This window comes from Paenisporosarcina sp. P5_A11 (assembly GCF_056400705.1).
The window spans coordinates 28,530-41,207 of sequence record NZ_JBFUKT010000005.1; the positions used below are offsets into that span (position 1 = coordinate 28,530).

10 protein-coding genes are annotated in these 12,678 nt (G+C 39.8%); all 10 read right to left on the reverse strand.

What is annotated here, in order from left to right; genetic code table 11:
- Positions 1 to 108: 108 nt before the first annotated feature.
- Entirely contained in the window at positions 109 to 1,539 is a 1,431-nt protein-coding gene (gatB, locus tag AC1DOS_RS02750; RefSeq protein ID WP_108587099.1) for an Asp-tRNA(Asn)/Glu-tRNA(Gln) amidotransferase subunit GatB, read from the reverse strand.
- Entirely contained in the window at positions 1,536 to 3,005 is a 1,470-nt protein-coding gene (gene gatA, locus AC1DOS_RS02755) for an Asp-tRNA(Asn)/Glu-tRNA(Gln) amidotransferase subunit GatA (RefSeq protein ID WP_108587100.1), read from the reverse strand. Before gatA ends, gatB begins: the two co-directional genes overlap by 4 nt.
- Positions 3,006 to 3,029: 24 nt before the next feature.
- On the reverse strand, positions 3,030 to 3,320 hold the full coding sequence (gatC, locus tag AC1DOS_RS02760; RefSeq protein WP_477536313.1) for an Asp-tRNA(Asn)/Glu-tRNA(Gln) amidotransferase subunit GatC: 291 nt from the start codon (positions 3,318 to 3,320) through the stop codon (positions 3,030 to 3,032).
- Between the two features lie 161 nt (positions 3,321 to 3,481).
- Positions 3,482 to 4,657: a CamS family sex pheromone protein gene (locus AC1DOS_RS02765; RefSeq protein WP_477536314.1), complete on the reverse strand. Its 1,176-nt coding sequence runs from the start codon at positions 4,655 to 4,657 to the stop codon at positions 3,482 to 3,484.
- 19 nt (positions 4,658 to 4,676) lie between these two features.
- Positions 4,677 to 6,680, reverse strand: coding sequence for an NAD-dependent DNA ligase LigA (gene ligA / locus AC1DOS_RS02770; RefSeq protein ID WP_477536315.1), 2,004 nt, complete (start codon positions 6,678 to 6,680; stop codon positions 4,677 to 4,679).
- Positions 6,681 to 7,111: 431 nt separating this feature from the next.
- Entirely contained in the window at positions 7,112 to 9,343 is a 2,232-nt protein-coding gene (pcrA, locus tag AC1DOS_RS02775; protein ID WP_477536316.1) for a DNA helicase PcrA, read from the reverse strand.
- Positions 9,344 to 9,575: 232 nt separating this feature from the next.
- Positions 9,576 to 10,268, reverse strand: a complete 693-nt coding sequence (gene pcrB, locus AC1DOS_RS02780) for a heptaprenylglyceryl phosphate synthase (protein ID WP_108587105.1) — start codon at positions 10,266 to 10,268, stop codon at positions 9,576 to 9,578.
- A gap of 74 nt (positions 10,269 to 10,342) precedes the next feature.
- Positions 10,343 to 10,663, reverse strand: a complete 321-nt coding sequence (locus AC1DOS_RS02785; protein ID WP_024533631.1) for a YerC/YecD family TrpR-related protein — start codon at positions 10,661 to 10,663, stop codon at positions 10,343 to 10,345.
- Positions 10,664 to 10,697: 34 nt separating this feature from the next.
- Positions 10,698 to 11,747: a DUF3048 domain-containing protein gene (locus AC1DOS_RS02790; RefSeq protein ID WP_477536317.1), complete on the reverse strand. Its 1,050-nt coding sequence runs from the start codon at positions 11,745 to 11,747 to the stop codon at positions 10,698 to 10,700.
- A gap of 93 nt (positions 11,748 to 11,840) precedes the next feature.
- On the reverse strand, positions 11,841 to 12,632 hold the full coding sequence (locus tag AC1DOS_RS02795) for a phosphotransferase (protein ID WP_477536332.1): 792 nt from the start codon (positions 12,630 to 12,632) through the stop codon (positions 11,841 to 11,843).
- Between the last annotated feature and the right edge of the window lie 46 nt (positions 12,633 to 12,678).

Consider the following 12,678-nt stretch of genomic DNA (forward strand, 5'->3'; position numbering starts at 1 on the left):
TTATTAGCTAACTTATCTTGGTTAATAGAGACACACGACCACTAACTCACTCCAATTCCTTCAATCAAAAAAGCGACCCCAAATTAATGGAGTCGCTTCTTTCTATTATTATCGTTTTGAAATTTCGTCTTGTAAAATTTTATTTACAAGCGGTGGGTTCGCTTGGCCTTTTGTTGCTTTCATGATTTGACCGACTAGGAAGCCGATCGCACGGTCTTTACCGTTTTTGAAATCTTCGATAGATTGCGGGTTCGCATCAAGTGTTTGTGTCACAATGTCACGAAGGGCGCCTTCGTCGGAAATTTGAACTAAGCCTTTATCTTTGACGACTTGTTCAGCTGTTCCACCATTGTCAGCAAGCTCTTTGAATACTTTTTTCGCGATTTTCGATGAAATCGTTCCATCACTGATTAGCTTGATCATGCCAGCTAATCCTTCAGGAGTAAGATTTGTGTCATGCAATTCTTTTTGATCAACATTTAGGTAGGCAGAAACTTCACCCATCATCCAGTTTGATGCAAGTTTTGTATCAGCACCTAGTGCAATCGTTGCTTCGAAGAAATCGGACATTTCTTTCGTTAATGTTAAGACCATTGCGTCATAAGGTGGCAAACCTAAATCTTCAACATAGCGTTGTTTACGAGCGTCTGGAAGTTCAGGGATTTCTCCACGAATACGATCCATCCATGCTTGGTCAATTACTAAATCAACTAAGTCTGGTTCTGGGAAGTATCGGTAATCGTCTGCGCCTTCTTTTACGCGCATTAACAATGTCTTACCTGTTGATTCATCAAATCGACGAGTTTCTTGTAGGATTTCTCCGCCACCAAGTAATACTTCAGCTTGTCGAACTTGTTCATGTTCTAGGCCACGACGTACATAGTTAAATGAGTTCAAGTTTTTCAATTCAGCTTTTGTACCGAATTGCTCTTGACCATATGGGCGTAATGAAATATTGGCGTCACAACGAAGTGAACCTTCTTCCATTTTACAGTCTGATACACCTGTGTACTGGATGATTGATTTTACTTTTTCCAAGTACGCATATGCTTCAGCTGGTGTACGGATATCTGGTTCTGACACGATTTCGATTAATGGCGTTCCTTGACGGTTATAATCGACAAGTGAATAGCCTTTATCCGTATGTGACAATTTACCAGCATCTTCTTCTAGGTGTAAACGCGTAATTCCAATGCGTTTCTTGTAGCCATCTACTTCAATTTCAACCCAACCGTGTTCACCGATTGGTTGGTCAAATTGAGAAATTTGGTACGCTTTTGGATTGTCTGGATAGAAGTAGTTTTTACGGTCAAATTTCGTGTGTGTTGAAATTTCACAGTTTAAGGCCATTGCCGCTTTCATCCCGAAATCAATTGCGCGTTTATTAACAACCGGTAATACGCCCGGATAACCAAGGTCAATTACATGTGTATTTGTATTTGGTTCTGCACCAAAATGGTTAGGTGCTGGTGAAAACATTTTTGAATCTGTTTTCAACTCTACGTGAATTTCTAATCCAATCACTGTTTCAAAGTTCATGAGTTTGCTCCCTCCCATAGTTGAGGAGTTTCTTTATGGAAGCTTGTTGCTTGCTCAAATGCATGAGCTACACGGTAAATCGTTGCTTCGTCAAAGTGTTTTCCGATAATTTGTAGGCCCAGTGGCATACCTTCAGAGAATCCACATGGAATCGAAATTCCTGGTACACCCGCTAAGTTTACAGGGATTGTTAAAATATCATTTGCATACATCGTTAATGGATCTTCGTTTTTCTCGCCCACTTTAAATGCTGGTGTTGGTGTCGTAGGTCCAATAATGACATCGTATTTTTCAAATACTTGATCAAAATCTTGCTTGATCAATGTACGAACTTGTTGAGCTTTTTTATAGTACGCATCGTATGAACCTGCACTCAGTGCGAATGTTCCAAGCATGATACGTCGTTTTACTTCGTCTCCAAAACCTTGGGCACGTGTTTCTTTGTATAATTCCATCAATGATTCCACGTTTTCTGCACGGAAACCGTAACGAATTCCATCAAAACGAGCTAAGTTTGAAGATGCTTCAGAAGAAGATAGTAAATAGTAAGTTGCTAAGCCGTATTTAGAGTGTGGAAGAGATACTTCTTCCCACGTTGCGCCTAGAGATTCTAATACTTTTAACGCGTCTAATACCGATTGTTTAGCAGCTTCACCAACACCGTCTCCTAAATATTCTTTAGGAACTCCGATACGAAGACCTTTAATGTCACCAGTTAGTGACTCAACAAAGCTTGGCACATCTACGTTTGCAGATGTTGTATCGTGCTCATCGACACCTGAAATGGCTTCAAGTAAAAGTGCATTGTCTCTTACATTGCGTGTAATCGGTCCGATTTGATCAAGAGATGACGCGAAAGCCACCAATCCAAAACGAGATACACGGCCGTAAGTAGGTTTCATCCCAACAACACCACAGAACGATGCAGGTTGACGAATCGAACCACCTGTATCAGATCCTAATGAAAATGGTACTTCTCCTGCTGCAACTGAAGCTGCAGAGCCACCTGAAGAACCACCTGGAACGCGGTCTAAATCCCATGGGTTACGAGTGATTTTGTAAGCTGAGTTTTCAGTTGATGAACCCATAGCGAATTCATCCATATTCAATTTACCAATTGTAATCATGCCAGCTTCGCGAAGTTTGCGAACAACTGTTGCATCATAAATCGGGTTAAATCCTTGCAAGATTTTAGAACCACTTGTTGTTTCTAAACCCTCGGTAACAATGTTGTCTTTTACACCAATTGGCAATCCGAATAAAGGTCCACGTTCTGAAACTGGCACTTGATCCATTTCTTCGGCTTGTTTAAAGGCTTGTTCTTTATTCAAAGCTAAAAAGGCTTTTACATCGCCGTCTAATGCTTCGATACGGTTATATGCTTCAGCAGTTACATCAGCAATGGAAATTTCTTTGTTATGTATCATTGCTTGAAGTTCACTGGATGAATGGTTAAATACTGTCATGGGTTGTCCCTCCTTACGTCAAAATCAGTCTAAGATTGATGGTACTTTAACTTGTCCGTCTTCTTGCTCCCGAACGTTTTTCATCATTTTATCTCGGTCAAGTCCTGGAACAGCCTTGTCTTCACGCGTAACATTTACGAGTGGTAAGACATGAGTAGTAGGTACAACATTAGTTGTGTCTAGTTCATTTAACTGCTCAGCAAAATTTGTAATTGCCGCAAGTTGGCCTGCAAACTTTTCAGCTTCTTCATCTGTAATAGAAAGTCGAGCTAAATGGGCAACGTGCTTTACTTCTTCTTTTGATATATTCGCCATTTTTACACCTCCGAATTCACAATCATACGGAATATCATATCATTTTTCACATTAAAAGAATAGGGACAGCACTGAAGCTATCCCTATTCTTGTCTTAATTTTGTATCTAGTTTTGAGCTTTAAGCTGCCACTCATACTTCTATTACAAGATTGAGTCATTTTTAATCGTAAATATGGACATAAGGTTCTTTAGCATCTGCTTTTTTAATAACTACTGCTTCTGGTCCATTTATCGAAGTGACACTTACTTCGACTTCCAGGGATGCAGGGAAATGTTCCATAACAAGTCCCGTCATATATTGCGTAAAACCAATAAGTTCTGCGGACCCATAAAACTGGATAGGAATATCAATAGTCAATTTTTTAATTTGATCTTCTTGATAGAAACCTGTTCCGATAATACTTGTGTAATTCGAGAAATACTCTTCCACGTCTTGTTTAAAGTTTTTAAATGAATCACTGGCTTTACGATACTTAACTTCAGAAGGTGGTTGAGGGAAAATGACGTACTCTTCATTTAATTTATTCCAATCTCCTAATGCTTTGCCCTCATCAGCTACACTATATGCAAAATAAGTACCTGGCACAATTGAGTTACGGTCTTCTTGTTTAAATAGTCCAACCGTAATTGGAACATTCTCGAGCCCTTCCATCGCACGCATCCGTTTGATAATTTCAGCGGCCATCTTTTTTCCTTGCTCTTCGATTGTCGCTTGTGGAATCGGTTGTTCATACGGACCGTAATCTCCAACCTTGTAATAATAAACAGAGTTCATGGCTAGCCCAATAGAGACGCCACCCAGTTTGATCGTATTGTCTTTCGTTTTGACCATGTAATTTTGTTCAACAATATGAGCTAAATATTTCGGGTTTGTTTTAGCTAACTCAGCTGTGATTTCCCCGCCAGGTAGTACGGGATTTAAGCCCAGATCTACTTCCGCTTTCTTTCCTTTATTATCTTTATCTTTTCCTACTTCTCCTTTTCGTGTTAGCCAAGCACGCAATGTGTCAGTATCTAACATTTGCCCTTCTTGGAAAAGGTAATCATCTGCAGAAAACGTTCGTTGAGACAAACGCAGTAAGCCACTTTCTACTTCTTTGATATCATATTTTGAATATACATTTGAAACGACTAATCCTCTACTTTTGCTTGGTGCATACGGCAAAAGAGTTCGATAATAATCTTTCGAGATTTGCAAGCTTGGTATAATGGTTTTCGCTACTTCTTCGTCTTTCTCAATATCGTTAATAACTTCCGTATCTTTAGTTGAGTCTGGTGCACAGCCAGCGATTAACACTAAAGAAATAATGGCTGGAATCCAGCTAGTTCGTTTCATTATAGGAAGGACTCCTTCACTAGTTTAATTCTTCAATTAGACGGTTTTCATCCCATACTGGAATTCCTAAAGTCTGAGCTTTATCAAGTTTTGAACCGGCATCTTCACCTGCGATGACAATGTCCGTTTTTTTACTGACACTTCCGGCGACGGTTCCGCCTACAAGTTCTATTTTCTCTTTTGCTTCTTGTCGTGTCAATTGTTCCAATTTCCCAGTTAATACAACCGTTTTACCAGTCAGCACATGATTGAGATTCGAAAAATCTACTTTCTTGCCTGTGTAAGCCAAATTAACGCCGAGATCTTCCAGTCGCTTGATCAAGTCTTGCACTTCTTCATTATCAAAGTAACGAACAACTGAATCTGCCATTTTATCACCAATTTCGTGAATGGTTATGAGTTGGTCGGGAGTAGCTTGAGCCAGTGTTTTCATATCACCAAGTTCTTCAGCCAGTATTTTGGCAGCTTTTTCGCCTACATGCCGAATGCCTAATCCAAATAACACACGCTCCATTGAATTTTGTTTCGCAACTTCAATAGCAGCGACTAAATTCGTCGCCGATTTATCACCCATACGATCGAGTTGAACTAATTGATCTTTCGTTAAGGTAAATAAATCCGAAACATCATGAATAAGTCCTTCGCGGAACAATTGCTCAACTACTTTTTCTCCAAGACCGTCTATATTCATCGCGTTACGCGACACAAAATGAATCAGTCCTTCTGTAATTTGGGCAGGACACTGAGGGTTCACACATCGCAGTGCTACTTCGCCTTCAATTCGTACTAGTTCACTTTCACATACTGGACAATGTGTTGGCATCTTATATTCCGGCAAGTCTTTTTTACGTGCTTCAAGAACCACAGCTACGACTTCGGGAATAATGTCGCCCGCTTTACGAATGATGACTGTGTCTCCGATGCGAATGTCTTTTTCACGAATTAAATCTTCATTATGCAAAGAAGCACGACCAACTGTCGTTCCCGCTACTTTTACTGGTTTCAATATCGCGGTTGGCGTTAATGCGCCTGTACGACCTACCGTTAATTCAATATCGAGTAATGTAGTCACGACTTCTTCAGCTGGGAATTTATAAGCTGTTGCCCATCGTGGGCTTTTCGCTGTAAATCCTAGGTCTTGTTGGTGAACGTAACGATTTACTTTAATGACAATACCATCGATTTCATATGGTAGTTCTGGTCGTTTAACTGTCCATTTTTCGATATATGCTTGTACTTCATCTATTGAATGACAAGTTTTTCGTTCTTTATTGGTTTGAAAGCCTAATTCGTCTAAATAATCGAGCGCCTCTGCGTGACTATCTAACTGATAGGCTTCTCCGTCCCCCCCGATACCGTAAACGAAGATTGCTAAATTGCGACTTGCAGCAATTTTCGGATCAAGTTGACGTAAAGAACCAGCCGCTGCATTTCGAGGGTTCGCGAACTGTTCTTCTTCGTTCTCTACTCTAGATTCATTTAAAGCGATAAATGATTTCTTCGGCATATAGGCTTCTCCGCGAAGTTCTATAGTGACCGGCTTCTTAAGTCGCAATGGAATCGAACGAATGGTTTTTAAGTTTTCGGTAATGTCTTCCCCTACGCGTCCATCTCCACGAGTGGCACCGCGCACAAAGACTCCATTTTCATACGTCAGTGAAATGGCTAAGCCATCTATTTTTAATTCACATACATAAGAAAAGTCATTCCCAATGCTAGCACGAATGCGTCGATCAAAATCATCTAAATCTTCTCGACCAAATGCATTTGATAGACTAAGCATCGGATGGGTGTGTGCTACTTTATTGAATCCTTGAAGTATCGTCCCTCCCACTCGTTGAGTAGGAGAATCTGGATAGATTAAATCAGGAAATTCACTTTCAATAGCGATAAGTTCCTGCAAATATTGGTCGTAAACCGCGTCTGACACGAGCGGTTGATCCAGCACGTAATAGGCATAGCCTGTGTCATGTAAAAGTTGGTTCAGTTCTTTTACGCGTTCTTCTAATTGTACTTTATCCATTGAAACGTTCCTCCGCTCGTTACTTAAATAAAAATTTAAAAAGGAGCATCAAAAGAGCCAGTTTAGGAACTCAGGTTAAGAACGCCACATCCCTGCTCCTGCGGTTACTCGTCGCAAAAAGGTCTGCTCCTGCGGTTACTCGTCGCAAAAAGGTCTGCTCCTGCGGTTACTCGTCGCAAAAAGGTCTGCTCCTGCGGTTACTCGTCGCAAAATTCCTTTTGTGGCAAAACCTGAGTGACCAACTTCGTATTGCCCCGAGGCCGCGTAGCCTTTGAGTACCGCACTTGCACAGAATGTGCTGGCTTCTGCAATGCATACAGGATGTAAGTATTGCAGAAGTTCCTCTTGTACTTAATACGTGAGGAACGGAAAAGCAAGCCAACGAAGAGATTCGACGTGCTATTTTGAGCGGACTTTTTAAATTTCATATATTATGCTTTTTCAACAGGTGCAAACTTAGCCAGTAACCTCTTAATACCAGTTGGACTTGGGAACGCAATATCGAGTTCTGTGTTCTCACCTTCACCTCGTACACTAACAACCGTTCCAGTGCCCCATTTCTTGTGAATGGCTTTGTCACCAGTTGTCCATCCAAGCTTGTCTCCGCCTGAAGATTTGTATGCTGGACGTGCAACAGCTGCTCGGGTAGTGCTTGGAACTGCACGGCTGGTAGTTCTACTTCGGCCAGTCCCTGCTGATTGTTTTAAGGTAACATGTTCTAAAATATCTTCTGAGATCTCCGCAATAAATCGGGAAGGATTGTTAAAACCACTTCGACCGAACAAGGTACGTGTTTGTGCACAAGTTATATACAAGCGCTGTTCAGCTCTTGTAATTCCGACGTACATAAGACGACGTTCTTCTTCCATTTCATCCGTATCGCCGATTGAACGTGAATGTGGAAAGACGTTTTCCTCTGCGCCGATAATGAACACGACCGGGAACTCCAGTCCTTTTGCTGCGTGCATCGTCATCAGAACTACTTTCCCTTTAGATACGTCTTCTTCATTATCTAACTTGTCCAAATCTGAAATTAGCGCTAAATCAGTTAAGAAAGATACGAGCGTTTTATCGTCACTACGTTCTTCAAAGGCTTTCGTAACGGATAAAAACTCCTCTATATTTTCTAAACGACTTTCCGATTCAATGGTCTTTTCATTATTTAGCATATTACGATATCCAGTTTTATCTAGCACTTGTTCCACGAGCTCAGTGACAGATAAAAACTCCTGCATTTTAATGAACCCTTCCATCATTTGATGGAACTTGGCAGCTTCGTTAGCAGCTCTAGCAGGCAATCCCATAAAGTCTACTTCTTGTAGGGCATCAAAAATCGAACGATCCTGTTCGATTGCAAAACGCGCCATTCGGTCAAATGAAGTTGCTCCAATGTTTCGTTTTGGTTCGTTAATAATACGGGATAGAGCTAAGTCATCTTCATTGTTGGCAATTAAACGTAAATACGATAGTAAATCTTTAATCTCTTTGCGATCATAGAACTTCGTACCTCCAACAATGGTGTACGACATATTCGATTTAAGCAAAACTTCCTCAATTACACGGGACTGGGCATTCGTGCGATATAAAACTGCGAAGTCATCGAGACTGCGATTATCTTTTTGCATTAGTTCTTGAATGGTTTTGACAACAAACTGTGATTCTTGTTGTTCGTCATAAGCTTTGTAAACATTGATTGATTCACCAGGTCCATTGTCTGTTCGCAATTCTTTTGGATAACGTCCAGTATTGTTTTTAATAACGTCGTTCGCTGCCTTTAAGATGTGTTTAGTAGAGCGATAATTCTGTTCTAACATGATAACTTGTGCCTTTGGATAATGCTTCTCAAAGGACATGATGTTTTGAATGTCTGCTCCACGCCAGCGATAAATCGATTGATCCGAGTCGCCTACTACACATAAATTATTAAATTTAGCTGCTAGCATTTGCACAAGTTCGTATTGTGCTTTATTTGTATCTTGATACTCATCGACATGAATATAATGAAATTTATTTTGGTAAAACTCCAAGACATCCGGTACACGTTTGAAGAGAATTAGAGTTGTCATGATTAAATCATCAAAGTCGAGGGATTGATTTTTACGAAGACGTTTGTCATAAGCCGTGTATACTTGTGCTGCTGTCTTCTCAAAAGGATTGAATTGATTCGCTTGACTGGCAAATGTTTGAGCATCAATGCACTCATTTTTTGCTGAACTGATGATGTTTAGCATCGAGCGAGCATCAAATTGTTTGGAGTCAATATTTTGATCTTTTATAATGCGCTTAATCACGGTTAGCTGCTCTGATGTATCTAAAATAGAAAAGCTTTTCGAATAGCCGATACGATCAATATTACGTCTTAAAATACGTACACACATCGAGTGGAATGTTGATACCCACATGCTTTGACTTGTACCGTTCCCAAGTAATCCATCCACACGGTTACGCATTTCTTTTGCCGCTTTATTCGTAAAAGTAATGGCTAATATTTTAGAGGGATACACTTCTTTTTCAACGACTAAATAGGCAATTCTGTGTGTCAATACGCGTGTTTTACCAGAACCCGCTCCTGCCATGATAAGCAGTGGTCCTTCTGTTGCTTTTACAGCTCTTTCTTGTTCGGGATTCATCCCACTTAACAAATTCTTTACAAGTACTTCCATAGTGCACCGTCCTTTTTCACGATATAAGTAAATATAAGTTAATTAGAGCTACACCATTGAACTTGGAGAAGCTATGTCTAGCTCCAAGTGCCAACCCGCACCTAAGCTTCAGACCCTCAGGCGAAAGTAGGCTTTCGCATCGCTTCTTCCAGCACCGGTGTCGTGCTACAAGGCGCTTTGCGCTTTTCTTGCGAACATTAGTTCTTTAATTATAAACTGCTTCAGCTAATTGTCAAAGTGACAAGGTATGCACAGCTTTCACTGTTTCAAGTGCTTCGGCTAAGTTGTCATAGAGATGATTACCTACTACAATCGTGTCAGCTATTTTGGACATTTCAGACGCTTGTCGTGCAGAAGTAATCCCCCCACCGTAAAACAACCGTGTCTTCGTTAAGACTTTCTTCGCTGCACTTACCATGGCAGGGTCACCATATATACCGCTATATTCTAAATAAAAAATAGGCATGTTAAAAAAGTGTTCAGCTAATCTGGCATGGGCAATCACGTCATCCACAGATAGTTCGGTTTGTGCTTCCGTTACATGTGCCGCCTTACAATCTGGATTCAAAATGCAATAACCCTCGGGTACAAGTTCAGTCCAGTCCATAAAATCGCCGAATTCTTTAATTGCTTCGATTTGTAAATCTTTCACAAACGTAGTATTTGAACTATTTAACACAGAAGGAATGAAGTAAAAATCAAAACCAGGTGTAACGCTTTCTATTGTTGAAATCTCTAGGGCTACGGGAACTGTATATTGTCTTACTCTTATTAATAAATCGACTACTGATTCTAATGTTACTCCATCTGTTCCACCAATTAAAATGGCATCTGTTCCAGATTCACACACACGCTTTAGCGCTTCTTCAGAAAGATCTTTTGCTGGATCTAATTTAAAAACGTGACGCCACTGTAAATACTCCATGGGCTCCCACCTATCGTAATACTTTTACATCTATCTAGTATAACAAAAAAAAACTGAACAGAGTTGGTCTCTGTTCAGTACTTTGGAAATTGAAATGGTTTTTCATCTGGATACAACCGGCCGAGCATTTCATCATATGTATCGTTCCCATAATCAAAACATCGACGTACACGTGAAATGGTTGCTGTGCTGGCACCGGTCTCATTTTTAATCGTTTCATACGTTTTCTTCAAACGTAACATATGCGCAACTTCAAATCGTTGAGATAACGATTGAATTTCGCTAATTGTACATAGATCATCAATAAATCGATAAACCTCTTCCAAATCTTTTAATTCTAAAATGGCTTTAAACAATTGATCTGTTTGATGACCACGTATTTTATCTACCTGCATAATAATTGACCTCCTTTTCAAGCCTGCTTCGTTATTAAGGGGTGAAAGTAACCATCTGGTCGAGGCCAGGATCGGTTTTCACTAAATGAATCCATGATTTCCCTGGAACGAGTTTTGCAGGTTGACCATTCTCCATGGGGACAAGTACTCCATTTAGTTGTTGCCATTCAATTTCTTTCATGACACCAGCTTGGAATAAATAGCCTTTTCCACCCGATGTTAAATCGAGTTGTTGACGTCCTTTATTATCAATCGTTTGATGAACCACTTCAAAAAACATTACATTAGCCAAACTAATTTCTTCTTGTGACTCGCTATCTAGTGTTATTTCCCCACCAGAAGTACGATTGTATTGTTGAGTAAGTGTATCATACGAATACATATGGTGAAAGTCTTCACTACTGCCATAGCGGACTTCGATAATACTTGCCAGGTCACTAAGTGGTACATCTTTTGCAGAGCTGTAAAAGTCTAAACTTGGAATTTTTTCAATGGTAGTTCGTGCTCCCTCTTTTTCCATTCCTTCAAGGACATGTTCACCGGTAATATACGAGTTGTGAGGTGCCACGCGGTCATTTGAACGAATAAAAAGCGAACCATCATATTGCATACCATTTATATGATCAACTTCACCATTTCGTAACATCAACTGGGCATCAGGACTATAACCGTGTGCTACATAAAATGCGTCAAGTCCTTTTGCAATATTGACAAAGTAATCCCGTGCACTTCGAACAGGACCGATTTGTGACGGCAGTTCACTTTGATATAAAGCTAATAGTCTCGTGATATTTCCTTCAGCGACCATTTCATAGACTATATCCGCACTTGCAAGGCCTGATTGAGGTCTTGCTTTTGGATGGTTGTTAACGGTAACAAGCACGGGGCGATTGGTAAATTCCTCTTCTGAACGTTCACCCGAAAATGGAGCAGCATAAGGAAGTACCACCTCTTCATCTGGTGAATTCTCTTCTGATTTTCCATCTGTTATTATTGGTTCTTCTGCATCCACTTTTTCTTCTTTATCTTTTGAACATCCAGCGACTATAAGAAGCAAGACTATCATAAACAGCCATTTCTTCATTTCTCAAAATCCCCCTAATTGTAAAAATAGTTTTGGTGTGTCTCATCTTATTAAGTATGCAAAACACCTTACTTTGATTACAACTTTCACTATTTATATCCATTGATCTGCATGATTACGAATGAATGTAATATCATCTTGATAATGCTTCACATGACCTTCATCTATCATCTTTTGAAAAGCTAGATCACCTTCACTTGCTTTTCTATTGATAGTTTTACATAATCCGTCTAATCGTTGGAGTATCATTTCTATCACATTTTCTGCTACTTTCTCTCCGTATGATTCAAAATACAATCTCACTCGCTCTTTCCTCAAATCCGCTTGTGATAATGCATCATAATCAATTTTCTCACCCTTTTCAGAAAGATAAAACCTCCCTAAAGGTACACAAGTATACAGAGTATATGCTATATCCCAAAGTCTCGGACCCGGGCCCACTACATCAAAATCAATAATTCCTATAGGTTTCTCTTTGTTGAAGATAATATTATAGATTGCAAAGTCATTGTGACATAACACCTCCGCATTTTGAGGAGTGTTGTCTATCCTTTGCCAGTTTTCATCAAACGGAAAATCGCTCACGGCATCATGATAACTTCGTTGCATTTTCGCAATATTTCTTAAAACCTCATTTGACCACATGTAATCTTTTAAAGGGTAATTACCACATTCACCCTCAATAAAAGATAATATTTCTCTTCCATGTTCATCAATACCTAAAAATTTTGGTGAATACTTAAAAGCTTTATCTTCTAAATGTTTCAGTAGTGCATGAATTTTTTCACTATCTTCTTTTAATTGGCGTCTTACTGTGTTCCCGGATCGATAAACTTTCGAGACGTTTCCTCCAGTTAATATTTCATCATTTGGATGGTTGGTCATCAAATCATCTAATCTCCTCGTTATTGAGAATTTTAATCTTTTGCGT